The 15,421-nt window shown below is 65.6% G+C and carries 15 protein-coding genes; all 15 read right to left on the reverse strand.

What is annotated here, in order from left to right:
* Nucleotides 1-105: 105 nt before the first annotated feature.
* The 15 genes from Q0030_RS38055 to Q0030_RS38125 all read right to left on the reverse strand — a co-directional run bounded on the left by Q0030_RS38055 (nt 106) and on the right by Q0030_RS38125 (nt 15,257).
* Entirely contained in the window at nt 106-693 is a 588-nt protein-coding gene (locus Q0030_RS38055) for a hypothetical protein (RefSeq protein ID WP_298379471.1), read from the reverse strand.
* 391 nt (nt 694-1,084) lie between these two features.
* Complete coding sequence (locus Q0030_RS38060) at nt 1,085-1,411, reverse strand: hypothetical protein (RefSeq protein WP_298379473.1); 327 nt, start codon at nt 1,409-1,411, stop codon at nt 1,085-1,087.
* Nucleotides 1,408-1,659, reverse strand: a complete 252-nt coding sequence (locus Q0030_RS38065; RefSeq protein WP_298379476.1) for a hypothetical protein — start codon at nt 1,657-1,659, stop codon at nt 1,408-1,410. Before Q0030_RS38065 ends, Q0030_RS38060 begins: the two co-directional genes overlap by 4 nt.
* Complete coding sequence (locus tag Q0030_RS38070; protein WP_298379479.1) at nt 1,656-1,859, reverse strand: hypothetical protein; 204 nt, start codon at nt 1,857-1,859, stop codon at nt 1,656-1,658. Before Q0030_RS38070 ends, Q0030_RS38065 begins: the two co-directional genes overlap by 4 nt.
* A gap of 3 nt (nt 1,860-1,862) precedes the next feature.
* Complete coding sequence (locus tag Q0030_RS38075) at nt 1,863-2,735, reverse strand: hypothetical protein (protein ID WP_298379482.1); 873 nt, start codon at nt 2,733-2,735, stop codon at nt 1,863-1,865.
* The gene (locus tag Q0030_RS38080; RefSeq protein WP_298379485.1) at nt 2,732-3,205 is read right to left on the reverse strand and encodes a hypothetical protein; all 474 of its coding nucleotides are present in this window, start codon (nt 3,203-3,205) and stop codon (nt 2,732-2,734) included. Before Q0030_RS38080 ends, Q0030_RS38075 begins: the two co-directional genes overlap by 4 nt.
* A gap of 87 nt (nt 3,206-3,292) precedes the next feature.
* Entirely contained in the window at nt 3,293-4,975 is a 1,683-nt protein-coding gene (locus Q0030_RS38085) for a ParB N-terminal domain-containing protein (protein WP_298379487.1), read from the reverse strand.
* 258 nt (nt 4,976-5,233) lie between these two features.
* Nucleotides 5,234-10,333, reverse strand: coding sequence for a lactate dehydrogenase (locus Q0030_RS38090; protein ID WP_298379490.1), 5,100 nt, complete (start codon nt 10,331-10,333; stop codon nt 5,234-5,236).
* A 101-nt stretch (nt 10,334-10,434) separates the two neighbouring features.
* Complete coding sequence (locus Q0030_RS38095) at nt 10,435-10,629, reverse strand: hypothetical protein (protein WP_211961872.1); 195 nt, start codon at nt 10,627-10,629, stop codon at nt 10,435-10,437.
* A gap of 16 nt (nt 10,630-10,645) precedes the next feature.
* Nucleotides 10,646-11,248 carry a DUF1419 domain-containing protein gene (locus Q0030_RS38100; RefSeq protein ID WP_298379502.1) on the reverse strand — a complete coding sequence of 201 codons (603 nt, stop codon included), beginning with the start codon at nt 11,246-11,248 and terminating at the stop codon, nt 10,646-10,648.
* A 290-nt stretch (nt 11,249-11,538) separates the two neighbouring features.
* Nucleotides 11,539-11,829, reverse strand: a complete 291-nt coding sequence (locus Q0030_RS38105) for a hypothetical protein (protein WP_298379505.1) — start codon at nt 11,827-11,829, stop codon at nt 11,539-11,541.
* Nucleotides 11,830-11,860: 31 nt separating this feature from the next.
* Nucleotides 11,861-12,523 carry a hypothetical protein gene (locus tag Q0030_RS38110; RefSeq protein ID WP_298379508.1) on the reverse strand — a complete coding sequence of 221 codons (663 nt, stop codon included), beginning with the start codon at nt 12,521-12,523 and terminating at the stop codon, nt 11,861-11,863.
* 38 nt (nt 12,524-12,561) lie between these two features.
* Nucleotides 12,562-14,238: a PcfJ domain-containing protein gene (locus Q0030_RS38115; protein WP_298379511.1), complete on the reverse strand. Its 1,677-nt coding sequence runs from the start codon at nt 14,236-14,238 to the stop codon at nt 12,562-12,564.
* Between the two features lie 113 nt (nt 14,239-14,351).
* Nucleotides 14,352-14,783, reverse strand: a complete 432-nt coding sequence (locus Q0030_RS38120) for a hypothetical protein (RefSeq protein WP_298379514.1) — start codon at nt 14,781-14,783, stop codon at nt 14,352-14,354.
* Nucleotides 14,784-14,948: 165 nt separating this feature from the next.
* Complete coding sequence (locus Q0030_RS38125; protein WP_298379516.1) at nt 14,949-15,257, reverse strand: DUF4326 domain-containing protein; 309 nt, start codon at nt 15,255-15,257, stop codon at nt 14,949-14,951.
* Nucleotides 15,258-15,421: the final 164 nt, after the last annotated feature.

Consider the following 15,421-nt stretch of genomic DNA (forward strand, 5'->3'; position numbering starts at 1 on the left):
TAGGAGTCCGTCTCGTGGGCTCGGAGATGTGTTTAATAGACGGTCACAAGACCGGCCCTGGACGTTTCGATGTGAGAAGGCGGGGCCGAAGCCCCGCCCTGACGGCTAGTCGAAAGCCGTCATCTGGGCCGCGGCGGCCTTCTTGGAGACGGTTTCACCGGCGTGTTCGACCTGCCGCTCGAAGGGCTTCCAGGCCTCGCCGATGACTTGTTCGTAGGCGGCAACAGCGCCCTCGGCCGCCATGCGGAGCGCGTGTGCCTGCAGACCCATGTCGGCCGCGAACTCGCGCTTGCGTTGCGACTGACTGTCGAATCCGACCGGACCATCGAGGTCTTCGTCGCGCATGTCGTTGGCGAGCTTAGCGGTGGCCTCGCGCGCCTCGGTCACGGCGCGGGAGTAGAACTGGCCGGCGCCGTGGGCCGAACCGACATAGGAGCCGACGATGCGCTGCAGGTGGATTTCCATCGCGCGGTCGCTGAGCCCGTCCTTGAGGGCGTCGGCGGTCTCGACGACGAGTCGCTCGTGCAGGCTACGAATGCCGTCGCTGTCGAGGATCGCAAGGCCGAAGCTCTCGGAGATCCGCAGCGCCTGGGCGGAGTCGGGGCAGGCGAGGTGGACCATTTCGAGGGTCGTGCTGCGGCGGAGCGGGATGACACGGGCAGAGGTGCGAGGGGAACGGGCAGTCTTGGTCATGATGAGATCCTTTCTCGGTTTCGCCTTTGGAAGCGATTGGGCCCTTGGCCGTCGCTCCCTCGGGTGCGGTCGACCAGAACCGGCTTCAGCGGGCCACTTCAGGGGGCGGTGGCTGCCAAGGCGAGCATGGGCGGGTTGCGGACGAGCGGGCCTTTTGGCCTGCGAAGGACGCGGCCCCCCATGACGAGACGGCGGCCACCGATCGCTTGCGACTTGCCCTTGAAGCGGACCGCGGCCGGTTCAGACCGCAGCACAAACCGAGGGAGTGGCGGCCAAGGGTCTGACCGCCGCGGAAACCGTGAGAGGTCGTGTCAGACTGACGTTTCCTCCATCGCGCACCACGCATTCCTCGCACGCAGCGTGCACTTCGCTCGGTGCCGCTCCCTGCTTCTCACCGCCACGCGGTGGAAACGCTGTGCCGCGAGCGAAACTCGGCGATCGCTCTTTCCTGCCGATCGAGCTTGCGCGTGAGAGCGTCGATCTCGGCGCGACGGGCTAGTGTGAGCTCCGAGACATGCTCCTGAAACAGCCGCTCATCGGTGCTTGTCCAGGTCGATGCGCCCCGGCCATGTTGCCGGCGTTTCGCCCGATCGGTGATCGTCAGCCGTTCGGCCCGAGCTGCGATCTGCCGCTCGATAATGCCGAGATGGCGCTGTGTCTCGGTTTGAGCGATTTCCATGCGCGAGAGCAGCATGCGTCGCTGCGGAGGCTCGATCATCGCACCGTCCCCGTGGGCCATAATGGGAAGGGCGACTCGTCCGGCATGTAGTCATCCGGGAGGGAGACGGCCGCGATGGACGATGCGATGTCGTCGCCCGCGATCACCCAATCGATCAGCGCCGAATTGGCGCCAGCGTGCTTGCGCATATCCGGCGTCAGGATGCCGTTGAGCGCGTCAGCGATGGCGCTCTCCGGACGATGATGCGCCTGCACGAGGAGATTCACGGCGACTAGGTAGGCTTTCATGACCGAATCTCCTTTCTGTTGGCGTCGGTCGGGTAGGGTTTCGGCGCGTGGATGGAGAGACGCACGGCGCGCCTCCAAGCATCCGAACCTGTGAAATGCCGTCTGAGCCGGGGATGCCAGACGACGAGGATCGGGGTATCGCCGTCCTCGTCAGAGGCCGTGCGCCAGCCGAAGGCTTTGGCGATGAGGCGCCAGGGCATGGGTCACCTCCATCCGACGAAGTTGGAGGGACCGGCGTAGAGCTGATGGCGCGCCGCATTGATCACGAAGCCGAAGCGGCCGACGTGGTACTCGTCGGACGGGACGAGATAGCGCCGCTGCTCGGCCGCCCCGCGATCGCCGCCGAGCGTGGCGACGCATTCCGTCATGCCGGGATGGTGATCGGAGCGGATGGCCGAGATCACGATCCAGTCCGAGGCGTGGTCTCGCTCGAAGGTGCGGCGATCCTTCTCGTGAGACTCGCCGGGCAGAAGTTGGCGCCCGTGAATCGCCTCCCACGCGTCGGGATACCAGTCGCGGATGGTTTGATCCGCGCAGCGCCTCTCGTAGTCCGTGAACAATTCCGGGAGCGCCTGCGCGACAGCCGCCCAGGCGCAGTCTTCTTCGTACCAGCCGCCGCGCGCGCGGAGGGTAGGGTGGACCTTTGCATTGTGCGCGGCGTCGAGATGAAAGCCGCCGTGTCCGGCGGTCGAATGGGAGACCACGCCATCGGCATAGACGGTCGCGCATTGCGAGGCGCCCCAGGGCGTATGCGCGCCGGAGCGGATTTCCCGGCGAGCGAGGGCGGCGCGCTGGCGCTGGTGCTCGGCATTCTCGTGAATGCGGGCATGAAAGGCGGCTTCGTCCGCGAGTTCGCCGCCGTGGCCGTAGAAATCGGCCCGCGTCCATTTTTCCATCGGCCGCGACAAGAGCCAGGCCGAGGCGAGATAGTATCCGCCGTGTGCCGACGGCATCATGGCGAAGGCATTGTCGCGGACCTTCGCGACGAGAAGGCCATCGCTCGTGCGGGCAAACAAAACCCCCGCCTCGGCGGGGGTGCGATCGTTGGCCTGGTCGGAGGATCTAGGCGCGGTCATGCGGCCCTCCCTTCGGCGGCGCTTGCCGTCGCATCGTCGTCGGTGACCTCGTCGAGAACGGCGTCTGCGTAGCGATGCGAAGCGAGCCACGCCTGCGCGGCCGCGCGATTTTCGGCAAGATGCAGCAGTTCGGCGCCCTCGCCCGCGCGATCGAGAACACGCACTGCGCCCGGCCTCGGTCGTTCGACAACGGTGAACGTCAATGGCGAACCCACCGAAAAGGTCTTGAACACCCTGAGCACCACCACGCCAGCGCTGCCGAAATCGCCCTGGTGCAGGGTGAAACTCGCCGGTGTCGTGTGATTGCCGATCGTGTGGGCAGCAGCCTTGCGGACGAGACGTCCGACATTGTTGCTGTTTTCCCAGGCCGCGAGCTTGTTCTTGAATCGCTGCGGCGGCCGCGGCGTGCCGTCCGAATAGCGGATGAGTGCGCCAATCGGCGCTTGGTCGAAGATCGATTGCGCGGACATGATGTCCTCCTGTCGGTGATGAAGAAACAGAACCGCCGCCGGCTTGGGAGCCGGCGGCGGAGATCGTTTGAAGCTGTGGAGCTGCCGTTATTCGGCGGCTTCGGCGAAGCCCGTGGGCGTGTCGTCCTCGGCTTCTCCATCGTCGGCACCCAGATCGGACTCCGCCGACGGAGCGTCGAGTTCATCGTCCGGATCCGTGTCGCCGGAGAAGCGCTCGACCCACGCCGTGACCTTCTCGAGCGGCGGGGCGAACAGCGCGCTCGGATGAACGAACCGGCCATCGGCAAAATGCTTCACGAGCTCGGCCCTGGTGTCCTTCACCCGCGGGCGAGGCAGGATCGACGTGCCGGGGCAGGCGCCCTCGAGCGCGCTACGGGACAAGCAGGACAGAAACTCCTCCGTGCCCATGTTCGGCAGAAAGGCGTCCGCGCCGATTGCTTCGCCGGCGATCTGGGCGACGACGCCGCTGGCCGAGCGGTTCTCACGGCACGAGAGGACGTCGCTGAGGACGGAACGGACCACCTGGTGCAGGGTTTCCCGGTCGAAGGCGAGCTTGCCCTCCTGCGAGATGAGCCGAACGGCGTGTCGCTCGACCCGTGCATGGCCGTAGGGGTTGTCGGACGCGCCCGAGGAGATGCTGACGTTCTGACCGGCGAGGGCGAGAACAAGCAGAGCGAGAAGAGTATCCTCCTCGATCGGAGCGCGAGAGAACGCTTCGTGCAAGGCATCGGTGCGAATGTCGCCGATCATCTCATGCCCCTTGCGCGTCACGTCCGGCCTCGGCTTCGCCACGACGGTCGCGTCGTCGTTTCCGGCCGTGGCACCCTTGGTCTTCTTGTCCGGCTTCGGAATCCGATAGGCCACTGTCTCGACCTTGCCGGCGCGATCGAGATACATGCCGACGTGGTCGGATTTACCGGGCTTGCCGTAGACGCGTTCGGCCTTCGGCGGCAGTTTCGGCTGCCCCCATTCGTTGACCTCGATGATCGCGCCACGCTTCGGCAGATGGTTGGCCATCCACTCGTGCTGGGCGCCAAGAAAGGCCTCGACATCCGTGGTGTAGCGGCTGTCCTCATTTGCCGGCGCAAACAGGTCTTCCTGCCAAACGATGCCGTAGGCCTTGGCGAGGTCCTCGTCGAAGCTCGCGTCGCGCGCATACATGCGCGTCCGCGTCAAAGCCCGCGCGACATCGTTCCAGGAAACGGACGGCTGGCCCTTCTTCGGCTTGTGCTTCTTCCAGACCTCCGCCTGTTCTTCGTCGGTCGCGGCGGCGATGATACGCAACTGCTGCTCGCTCGGCATGTCGCCCCGGGCCATCTGGTCAAGCATCGCCGGCAGGACGTTCGCAAGGAGCCGCAACTTGCGGACCTGACGCACGGACTGGGCGAGCGCGATGGCGATCGATTCCTCCGTCCAGCCAAGCCCAACCAGCCGCTCGATCGAACGCCAGAGATCGACCGGGTTCATACCCTCGCGGGCGACGTTCTCGACGATGGCGCGGAGCGCGTCTTTGTCGGCCTCCGGATCGGCGACGAGCACCTCGATCTCCGCCAGTTCCGCGGCGATCGCCTGCGAAACGCGGCGATGGCCGTATTGAATGTAGTAGCCGTTGCCGCCGTCCTGCTGCGGCGAGATGATCGGGGGCTGCACGATACCGACCGCCTTGATCGTGGCGAGCAGTAGCGCATCCGCCTGCGGTGTCGCAGCCGTGCGTCGTGTCGGATCCGGATTGGGCTTCAGCGCGCGTGGGTCGACCGTTATCAGTCTCATGGAAGTTCTCCGTTTGGGGGTTTGGGACCGGCGCTGCCGGCCCTTCATCGTCTTCTTCCCGAAGACATCCCCCGGCCCGCGGAGCGGACGGGACGGCGCAACTGCGGGCGAGCAGCCCTGCCCGGCAGGACGAGCAGGGCCAAAGCCCTGCGCAGGACGACGGGCCGGGATTGCGCAGGCGGCGGTTGAGCGCTAGCGTCGGCGGCCCGACCGATCTGCGAGCGGGCCTTTCCTCTTTTCCTTTTTCCTATTCCGTGATCAGGCGGCCGCGGCCATGTCGCCCGCGCTCTCGCCGTCCTCCGCCAATGCCTTCTCCACCTCGGCGAGCTGCCGGCGCTTCTCGGCGAGTTCGCCGGCGAAGGCGAAGTCGCCGCCGTCGCGCGACTGGTAGGAGGCAAGCCGCCTGCGCGCGTCCGCCAGCCGCTGGCTGAAGCGCTCGCGCTCGCCCTCGAAATCATCAAGCGCGTGCTCGAGACGGGCGATCGCGCCGAGTGGCGTCACCGTCACCGGCAGTTCGATTTCGTAGTCGGCGCCCGTTCGCTGCAACATCGTGGTGTAGCGGTAGCCATCGCGCCCGAAGCGTTCGCCGCTGTACTCGACGTCGAACCCGCCGATAGCGGCGATCACGCTCTCGCCTTCCTGCTGGAGCTGGACCAGCGTCAGGATCTCCTTCAGGAGTGCGCGGCCTGCGAGCTTGCGCTCGCCGTGCGTGTCGCCCGTCACCGTCATCGTGAAGGCGTCGCCTGCGGTCGGGCGGCGGCGCGCGATGTCCTGGCCGATTTCGCCGATGCGGCGCGTCGAATATTCGATGTCGCGTTCGGCATCGCGGACCTGGCGCCGCACCGCGTGCTGATCATCGATATGGGCGGCGCGCAGGCGTTCGAGCCGTGCGATATCGGCTTCGAGGCCCGCCTTCAGCATCAACCGCGGGTCGCCGGACGCGATCGCCTTCGCCATGGCGAACTGGTTGGCCTGGCTTTCGCCCATGTCCTCGAGCCGGCGGATCGAGGTGTCGCCGGAAAGGGCCGCGGCGATGAAGCGAGCTTTGCGCTCGTTGTTCTGCCACATCTGCGCGTCGAGCGAGCCCTCGGTCGCGTAGGCGAAGATATCGACCTCGTCGTGCTGGTTGCCCTGGCGCACGATGCGGCCCTCGCGCTGCTCGATCTGTGACGGAAGCCAGGGCACGTCGAGGTGGTGCAGGGCCTTGAGGCGGAGCTGGGCGTTGACGCCGGTCCCCATGGTCTCGGAGGAGCCGATCAGGAAGCGGACCTTGCCGGCTCGGACGTCGCCGAACAGGCGCTGTTTTGCATCCGACTTCTTGTAATCCTGCATGAAGGCGATTTCGGAGGCCGGCACACCCATGCGGACGAGCTCGTCGCGGATCCAGCGATACGCCGAGAAGCCGCGCGACTTCTCGACGCTGATGGTGCCGAGATCCGAGAAGATCATCTGTGCGGCGCCGGGCAGGTCGAACGGCTTGCCGTCGGAGCGGACATAGCTGCGCTCGGACGTTTCGCTCCAGATGCGGAAGGCATTGCCGACGAGCTGGTTCAGCTTGTTGTCGGCCTCATTGTCGTTGTCCGGGTCGACCAGGCGAAGATCGATCGCCGCATGGCGGCCGTCGGTGATAACCGATAGCAGGATGTCGTCGCCCGGCTCAGGCGCGCGGTCGCGTTCCTCGATCGCCTTGATGCGCTCGCCGAGCAGCGCCTGGTAGCGCTTGAACGCCGCCGACGGCTTCGCGGTGAGGATCTGCCGCTTGCCGGTCGAGATCGACGGCACCTTCACGTACTGCCGCAGGTCCTCGGGCATCACCACGTCCGCGAAGGATCGGAACATGGCGATCAGTTCCGGAACATTGACGAAGGTGGCGAAGCGCGTCACCGGCTTGTACTTGCCTGACGGCTGCAGTTCGAGCTCGGTCGAGACGTCGCCGAAGGTCGACGCCCAGGCGTCGAATTCATGCAGGCCACGCTCGCTGAGCGCCGCGTAGCCGAGGTAGCGCTGCACCGAGAACATCTCGCCGAGCGTGTTGGTGATCGGCGTGCCCGAGGCGAGGACGAGCGCGCGGCCTGGATTCTTGGTCTCGACGAAGCGCGACTTCACGTAGAGGTCCCAGGCGCGCTGCGAACCGTTCGGGTCGACGCCCTTCAACGTCGACATATTGGTGGCGAAGGAGAGCTTCCGAAACTCCTGCGCCTCGTCGACGATGATCTGGTCGACGCCGATCTCGGAGATGGTCAGGAGATCGTCCTTGCGCGTCGACAGCGACTCCAGCCGCTCCTGCAAGCCCTCCTTCAAGCGCTCGAGGCGCTTGCGGGAGACGCGGTCGTCGCTCTCCACTTTCGTGAGCAGCGTCTCGTAGAGCTCCAGCTCGTCGTGGATCATCTGCTGCTCGAACGCCGACGGCACGGCGATGAAGCGGAACGCGCTGTGCGTGATAATGATCGCGTCCCAGGTCGCGGTTGCCGCGCGCGACAGGAAGCGGTGCCGCTTGGCTAAAGTGAAGTTTGTCTCGTCAGCGACGAGGATCCGCGCGTTCGGATAGAGCGCGAGGAACTCCCGGGCCGCCTGCGCGAGGCAATGGCCGGGCACCACGAGCATCGCCTTGGCGATGAGCCCGAGCCGGCGCTGCTCCATGACGGCGGCGGCCATCGTCATGGTCTTGCCGGCGCCGACGGCATGCGCGAGATAGGTCGAGCCCGCCGAGATGATCCGCCAGATGCCGCGCTTCTGGTGCCCATAAAGAACAAAGGCGCCAGAGGCGCCGGGAAGCTTCAGGTGGGAGCCGTCGAAGGCCCGTGGCGCGATGTTGTTGAACCGGTCGTTGTAGACGCGCGCCAGCCGGTCGGTGCGGTCGGGATCGGACCAGATCCAGCGCTGGAACGCGTCCTTGATCTTCGCCAGCTTCGTCTTCGCCGCCTCGGTGTCGACGACGTTGAGGACGCGCCGCTCGCTGTCGCCGTCCTTGACCGTGTCGAAGATCTGCGGCACGCGGCTGTTGAGCGCGTCGGCGAGAAGCTCACCCGCGTGTCGGCGGTCCGTGCCCCATTCCGACGTTCCGGCCGCCGACCATCCGAGTTGGCGTGCCTCCACGGTCCACGAGGCCAATTTGGGCATGTGGTGGATCTTGATATCGGCGTCCATCGTCTCCTTGACGAATGCGACGACGTCCGCGGCCGGAATCCACGGCGCGCCGAGACGTGCGGTGATGTCGGACGGTTTGAGGTCGGCGGGTTGCACGGCGGCCAGCGCGGCAATGTTGCGTTCGAGAGAGGGATCGAGCGCGGCAGCCGCCTCCGCCGTCTTCAGCTTGTCGCGAACGTGACCCGATAAATACGCGTCGGCAGTCTTCCACGAGCCGTCGGCGGGATCGCGGAAGATCGCGCTACCGAGTTCGGCAACGACGTCCTCCGTGGCGCGGTGCAGCAGTTCCGCAATGTGATCGACATCGACATGCCCGCGCTCGTTGAGGACGACGGCGAGGGCGTCCACCGCGCTGGCGATGACCGGCGCCGCCGGCGGGGCAATCACGCGCTCGGTGAAGAGGGGACCGGGCTTCGCCGTGTTCGTCTCCAGGTCATAGTCTTCGATTGAGGCCACGAGCCAGCAATCGGGATCGTCGAGGAATGGCTGGATGTTCGGCCGGCGATGCGTCTCCCGCACTTCGCCGGTATCCTCGTCTTCCGTCATGGAGACGGTCGTGAAATTGATCGGCCCGAAGTCGCGGACGAAGCTCGACCAGGCGATGCGCAGGCGGACCTGCGCGTCCTTCCACGGCCGGTCGAGCTCTTGGGCTTTCAGAACCTCCCGCACGGCGTCACGGATCGGGATCAGCTTACGAATGACGCGGACGTGCTTCTCCGGAATGCCGTCGGCGCTGCGACCCTTGCGAGCTCTCACCTCGACAGGCTCGCCGTCGAGCACCTGCATCAGGCCGTGCGCCTTGTCGAAGAAATAGCTGCCCTCGCGAACATGCCGATCGCATGGAAGATTAACGCCAGAGGGACCGATTGCATCGTCCAGTTCGGGATCGACGACCTCGGGCTCGCCGTCATAGATCGCCGCCGGAAGGAGACCGATCGCGGCTAAAAGTGCTGCGTCGAGCTCCTGGTCCTCGCGCGGTCGGCATGTGTAAGTCTCGCCAAAGGGGCCGGAGGCGAGCGCATGCGTGCCGAGCACGAACTGCGGATGCTTCGCGAACCAGCGGTTCACGCGGATAGCGCCTTCGTCATCTGTCGCCGGGCGGACCTCGTCGAGATCGAGCCACGACAGATCGCCTTCCGCGTCGCCGATCTTGCGCTTGCGGAAGAACAGGACATCGACGACGACGTCGGTGCCAGCGCTGGCGCTGAAGCTGCCGTCAGGCAGTCGGATCGCGGCGATCAGGTCCGCCGACTTGGCGATATGTGCGCGTGCGGCGGTGTCCGCCTTGTCCATCGTGCCCGCACTCGTGACGAAGGCGGCCAACGCCCCCGGCTTCAGCAGGTCGATCGCCCGCGCGATGAAGTAGTCATGCAGGCGCAGACCCATGGATCGATACGCACGATCCGAGCGCACAGTCCGATCGGAGAACGGCGGATTGCCGATCGCGAGGTCGAAGTTCGCTGGCAATTCGGTGCGTGCAAAATCGCCAGCGATGATGCGCGCCCGTGGCTGCAATAGCCGCACGATGCGCGCCGTCACGGGATCAAGTTCGATTCCCGTGACATGGGAGATCGCACGCAGCCCCTCAGGCATCAGCGCCGGAAACAGACCCGTCCCAATACCGGGCTCAAGCACACGGCCGCCGCGCCAGCCGAATCTGCGAAGGCCTGTCCAGATCGCGCGGATAATGAACTCCGGCGTAAAGTGTGCATACTGGGTGCAGCGGGCGAGCGAGGCGTGGTCGAGATCGTCGACAGCGCCCTGCAGATCCTCCCCGATCGCCTCCCAACCCTTGCGAAAATCCGTCTCGCGCGGCCGCCGGAACACGAAGTTGGCAAGTTCGGACGCGCCGAATCCCGTGAAACAAATGAGCTTCGCTTGCTCCTCGGCGGTCGCAGGCCGCGCATCAGCGTTGACGGTCGCGGCAAGGCGAATGGCCGCGATGTTGTCGCGGGCGCGGTCCTTCCAGCCCTTCGCCAGGGTGCGGTCGCCGGCGAGATGAAAGTTCGTTCCGCGTTCACGGCACGTGGCTGCCGTCGTGCGGCCAACCGCCGCGACGGCAGCAGCCGCGGGCGCGATTGCCGACGAGTCGGGATCGTCGGTGTCCGGGCCCGCCGCGCTGTCGGCGAAGGCGGTCACGCCGAGGCCGAGACCGGACGACAGTGCGGTGCTGCCGAACAGATCGAGAGTGAAGGGATCATCTTGCGCCATTGGAATCTCCTTGTGATGAAGGCACGCGCCATCGCCCCGCCGCTCGTGCGCGGCGGGATGCGAGACGTGCCGGGATGGACGGGACAGGCCCTGATGGGGTCTCAGAGCCGGAAGGTGCGGACGAGCTCCTGGTGCCTTTGATGGCAGCCGAGCATTTCGCGGTAGAAGCGCTTGCGCGCTTCTCTCATCGCTGAGCCACGGCGATGTTTCCTGGCGATGCGGGTGTTGGCGGCCCGCACGACATCGCGCCACGACGCAAAGACATGGACGCGAAGGCGATCATAGGTGCCTTGCATGGGACCGCTCCTTCGCTCAGGCCGCGAGCGGCGGAAGGTGGCGGAGCTGCACGGGCAGCTTGGCGGCGATCTCGTCATCCGTGAGATCATCGAGGAGCTTCAGCACCGTCCCGACGCTTCCGCAAAACACCAGCACCGTGCGCTTGCCCTGCAACGCCGCGGGCCAGCGCGGACCGGCGTAGCCGCGATAGTCATCATGGGTGCTCGACCAGATGTGATCGAGGCGCTCGTCGCGCGTCATGGCGCGGATCGGCCGGGACTCGCGCTCGACGATCGCCTGCTTCATGCGCTCGGGCGAGCCACGATCGGAAAGATCGCAATAGCCGTGGAAGAAGCGCTGGCGACCATCGATCCAGAGCGAGAAGAAGATGCTGGTGACATTGCCCGTCATGAATTCGCGCATCGCGAACATGTCGGCGCGCATCCACAGCGGCGGCAGAATCTCGAGCATATAGTCATGCTCGGGCTCAGCGATCTCGAACCATTCGCCGGCGAACAGATGACCCGCGTCGCCCTCGGCGTACGCCGGATCGCCGCGATGGCGGTTGAACATGCGATACATTTCCGGACGCGTCGCGACGCCTTCGAAGATCTTGCGAATGGTGAATGAGGTGTGCATCGGCGGCTCCTTTCAGCCTGGCCGGGCTGAAGCGCGAGCGATCCGCCTGATCTCCTCATCACTTCAGTCCTTCGTCACACCTCCTCGGCGGCCGCCTCTCCGGTCCGGCAGGTCAAGGGCCGCGGCACGCGGGCGAAGCTTTACCCTTGACGCGCCGGCCGGGCATGCGGCAGCGGGGTTTCCATTTTCTTCTTTGCAACTCCCCTCTGGTTTTCCGCTGTTCTGCGCCGCCCCGCGCCCATCGGCCGCGTCTGCATGCGCGTCTTGCGCAAACAACGTCATGGGCCGCATCACCAATCGTGGCTCGGCAGGGCCTCAACGAGATCGCCATCACAATCGAAGAGGATGTAGTCGAAGCCATGCTTGCGTCCCCATGTCATGACGCCGAAGAGGTCGTCAGGGATCGGGTCCGGCCCCTGGTCGTTCTCTTCATGGGCATAGACGAACCACCCGTAGTCGCCGTAGGGCCCGCCGACGCACGGCCACTCTTTGGCCGGCGTCGCGTCGAGGGTGTGCGCCGTCAGCTCGGTGAGGTGCGCGGTTGAGACGACGACGAAATTGCGGATATCGGGATTGCTCATGGTTCTTCTCCTCAAGGATTGACGATGGGTTTCAGTCGAGACCGAGCTTCTGCGGCGAAGTCGCCTGAAGCATCCAGCGGGCGCCTTTGATCCGACGCAGCACATCGATGGCTGCCGGAACGCGGCCAAGCACCCTCTGCACGTGGCGCTCTGCCACCACGCGCGTCGGCACGCACCGGTCGCCGCCGATATCGAGCGCGGGTCCGAAGCGGCTCTCGGCCTCGAAGATGCCGAAGCTGTGATGGCGAAACAGCAGGTGCTCGGCGCCGGCGCACCAGCTCTGCGTCGCTAGGAACCAGTCGTGCAGAGCGCGATAATGCCCGGGCTCGCCGCCAAATCGCTGCGCGCTGGACACCGCAAGTTCGGTGGCTTCGCACGTCTCCTGTGGAAGCCAATCCGGCGCATCGAGGTCGATCAGCCAGTCGCACGCCTGAGAGATGATGCCGCAATCCTCGTCGAGGTGCTGAAGTCCGACTTGCCGAAGATCGACCTTGGCGCCGTCGCTGTTCTGGATCGTGGGCCCAAAGATGGCGAATGCTTCCTTGACGCCCTCGAGGTGATGCCGCAGCGCGCGATGCGTGAATCGGCACTGGATCGATTTCGTCGCATCGAACCAGGCATGGCAGGGATAGTAGTCCTGCCATTGTCCGCCAAAGCGACGTGCGGACGAGCGTGCGTGATCGTAGGGGTGCATGATTGCCTCCTTGGAGTTGTGGGTGTGAAGGGACGGGGTCAGCGCCGGGACGCAGAGGGCTTCCCGAGCAGCGCCGCGAAGGCCCGGTCGATGGTGTCGACCAGACCGCTCTCGACGCACCAGAGATCGAAGCTTGACGGCGCCGGACGCGGCAGGAGCGGCCGGTAGAGCGGATAGGCTTCGCGCGCGTGATCCAATGGCAGCGCGTCGCTGCGCCACGCATAATCGCCGCGCTTGTGCATGCGCCGGCGATAGCGGGCCAGCGTCACGTCGTTCATGGCATGGGCCTGCGAACGCACATCGCGCAGGAAGTCGCGAAGCACATCATGCAGATCATCGGCCGGTCGGGTATTCCGGATCGCCTTGAATTGACCGACCTTCAGCGCCGGTGCCTCGATCGGCCCTTCGAGCGCGACCTCGACCGTCGCGGCGCGGCGGCCGTCACGGCGCACCGACAGGATTTGCGTATCGCCGCGACGGCAGACATCATAATAGCCGCCGACGCAATGCTGCATCTCGTTGCCCTCGATCACCAGATCGCTGGCCGAGGTCAGCGCAACAACGTCGTAGCGGCCATCGCACGATCGCCAGGGCGCACAGAGCGCCGGCCAGCCGGGTCGCTCCGCCGTATGCTCGTGGCGCAGCGCCGAGAGCGACGCGGCGCGGCGATGCCAGAGCGCGGCCGCTTCCTGGAACGCCTTCGGCTTGCGCGTCCCGACGATGGCCTGATGCAGACCGAGAAGGAATGCGCGATAGTCCATGCTGCCGCGTCGACTTGGTGGAAAATCGAGTTCGTTCACGAATTGTGCGATGACAGTGTCGCGCGAAACGGCGGCCGGTCTGCGATTGGTAACGAGCGGACGCAGGATGTCGTCCTTCAGCGCGAGGATGGCGTCTTGAACGCCCGCTTCCTTTTCCTCGAGATAGTCGGGACGGATCAGATGCGTGCGAGGCGATCCGAGCCACGGCGATTTTTGCCACACGGCCGGTCGTTCCGGCTGGCCGGCGCCCGGCCATTGATGGCGCGGGACCGAATACGTCTTGAGGCGCCGTGCTGCGACCGCGAAATCGTCCCATTGCTCGATCGATGCACGCATGTCGCGCGCGCCGCGAAACGCGCGCAGCTCGGCCTCCGTCAATCCAAGATGTCCAGCAAGCGCCGGCGTCAGTGGTTCGCCGCGATCGATGATCTGCGTGATGGCCGGCTCTCGCAACACGGAGACGAGGCTCCCGAAGAGGCGCCCAGCTTGCGCGCGTCGGATCAGGATGTCTGGCCGGGATGGATCGCCGGAGAGCTGCGGCACGAGCAACCACTCGGCCTGCACAGTGAGGCCGCGCGACAAGAAAGCAGCCTGGGGCGCATCGCGCTCCAGCACAGCGCGGAGGTGCTGCGTGCAGAGCTCCTCGACGCGCTTGTGAACGCGCGTTAGCGCAGTGCCGACACTTTCGGATATCCGCGTGAGTTCGACTTCGCACGCGCCGCCGTTGAGAAGGTCCGCCATCAGAAGGGCGTAACCCCAATCGTCAAGGCGGGCCGAAATGTCGAGCTGCGTCTCGCCACGCGCCCGGCGCGCGACGTCGCTCACGACACAGGCGATATGATTCAGCAACTCCGCCGCGGGACCTTGCGCCGATGGCGTCGGATCAACGTGAAGCTCGGCTTCGAGGCAGTTGTCATACACTTCCGCGTCGAGCTGGGCCTGTGATAGCGCCATCAGCGCGACCAACCCCGCGACACGAGTATCCGCCCTACGGCGAGCGAGGGCTTCGCAGCAACCGACAAGCGTCTCGAACGCGGAAGTTTCGAGCATGGACCAGGTGGAGGCGTTCATGGCCGCACCTCGCCGTTCTCAGCGTCATCATCGTCGGCGTCGAAATCCTCGTCCTCGAATTCCTCCTCGTCGTTTTCGTCGCCATAGTCGCCCTCATCGCGAAACGTCATGTCGCATTCGAAGCGAAGATCCTCATCCTCCTCGAAGGGCCGAATGGTGACGGTGCCGTAGCCACCCTCGTTGTTGACCCAATCGCCCCCGGGAAGATCGGCGACGAGATCGTCAAGGAGCCACGAGAGCATGCGTGGCCGGCCTGAGCCATCGACGCCGGTCGGTATCTCAGGGAGCTTGTCGAGCAAGCGGCCATCGACATGCTGAATCCGCTCCAGCGTCGAATCACCCGAGTCGCCGCCACCGTCGAGCGCGTATCCCAATTCCTGGATGCCGATCGCGCGCAGGAGCGCGATCGCGATTTCCTTTCTGTCCATTGCCTTGCCCTTTTCTGAAGATGTTGCAGACATCTCCAGGCGGGCCGCATCACAGGTCCGGCGGGTCAGGGGCTGCGGAACGCAGGCGAAGCGGACCCTTGACGCGCCGGACGGACATGCGGCAACGGTTCATCCGCCCTATTTCTCCTTCCGCGCCTCCTCCGCTCACGCGGCTGTATTGACTGCGCGCCACCATGCGATCCGCGCGTCGCGCGTCGCATTTGCGAGCCGAAGCAGCAAATCGCCGTGGCACGCCCGCGGCGCGCAGAAGCAGACGAGGTCGCGGCCACGCAGCTCGTCGAGCCCGCGCAACAGATCGTGTTGATCTGCAAGCCAGCGTTCGTATTTCGCAATCACGGCCGATCGGCTGCCGTCGGGGCCGATCCGAAACGGATTGCCCCATTTCGAGCCGCGACCGATATAGACGGCGCCTGCCGGAATCCCCGCGTGATGTTTGTTGAGAACCCTGCACATTGTCCGTCGCTCCTGACCGCGTTGCGTTGGATGCGCGGCCGGACGCAGCCAGGCCTTGCCTGTCACGCATCGGGTTCGATGCGGGAACGGCTTGTCCGTTGACTGGCAAGGCGCTGCGTCCAGCGAATGCCCGACGCTTGGCGGCCAGGACTCGATGGCTCGGC

The organism is uncultured Bradyrhizobium sp., from assembly GCF_947648125.1.
GTDB lineage: Bacteria > Pseudomonadota > Alphaproteobacteria > Rhizobiales > Xanthobacteraceae > Bradyrhizobium.

Excerpts from the sequence above, each read along its gene's own strand:
- Q0030_RS38095 (WP_211961872.1), bottom strand. The coding sequence starts at position 10,629 with ATGCAAGGCACCTATGATCGCCTTCGCGTCCATGTCTTTGCGTCGTGG.
- Q0030_RS38120 (WP_298379514.1), bottom strand. The coding sequence starts at position 14,783 with ATGGACAGAAAGGAAATCGCGATCGCGCTCCTGCGCGCGATCGGCATC.
- Q0030_RS38105 (WP_298379505.1), bottom strand. The coding sequence starts at position 11,829 with ATGAGCAATCCCGATATCCGCAATTTCGTCGTCGTCTCAACCGCGCAC.
- Q0030_RS38060 (WP_298379473.1), bottom strand. The coding sequence starts at position 1,411 with ATGATCGAGCCTCCGCAGCGACGCATGCTGCTCTCGCGCATGGAAATC.
- Q0030_RS38070 (WP_298379479.1), bottom strand. The coding sequence starts at position 1,859 with ATGCCCTGGCGCCTCATCGCCAAAGCCTTCGGCTGGCGCACGGCCTCT.
- Q0030_RS38125 (WP_298379516.1), bottom strand. The coding sequence starts at position 15,257 with ATGTGCAGGGTTCTCAACAAACATCACGCGGGGATTCCGGCAGGCGCC.
- Q0030_RS38080 (WP_298379485.1), bottom strand. The coding sequence starts at position 3,205 with ATGTCCGCGCAATCGATCTTCGACCAAGCGCCGATTGGCGCACTCATC.
- Q0030_RS38115 (WP_298379511.1), bottom strand. The coding sequence starts at position 14,238 with ATGGCGCTATCACAGGCCCAGCTCGACGCGGAAGTGTATGACAACTGC.
- Q0030_RS38110 (WP_298379508.1), bottom strand. The coding sequence starts at position 12,523 with ATGCACCCCTACGATCACGCACGCTCGTCCGCACGTCGCTTTGGCGGA.
- Q0030_RS38090 (WP_298379490.1), bottom strand. The coding sequence starts at position 10,333 with ATGGCGCAAGATGATCCCTTCACTCTCGATCTGTTCGGCAGCACCGCA.
- Q0030_RS38100 (WP_298379502.1), bottom strand. The coding sequence starts at position 11,248 with ATGCACACCTCATTCACCATTCGCAAGATCTTCGAAGGCGTCGCGACG.
- Q0030_RS38085 (WP_298379487.1), bottom strand. The coding sequence starts at position 4,975 with ATGAGACTGATAACGGTCGACCCACGCGCGCTGAAGCCCAATCCGGAT.
- Q0030_RS38055 (WP_298379471.1), bottom strand. The coding sequence starts at position 693 with ATGACCAAGACTGCCCGTTCCCCTCGCACCTCTGCCCGTGTCATCCCG.
- Q0030_RS38075 (WP_298379482.1), bottom strand. The coding sequence starts at position 2,735 with ATGACCGCGCCTAGATCCTCCGACCAGGCCAACGATCGCACCCCCGCC.
- Q0030_RS38065 (WP_298379476.1), bottom strand. The coding sequence starts at position 1,659 with ATGAAAGCCTACCTAGTCGCCGTGAATCTCCTCGTGCAGGCGCATCAT.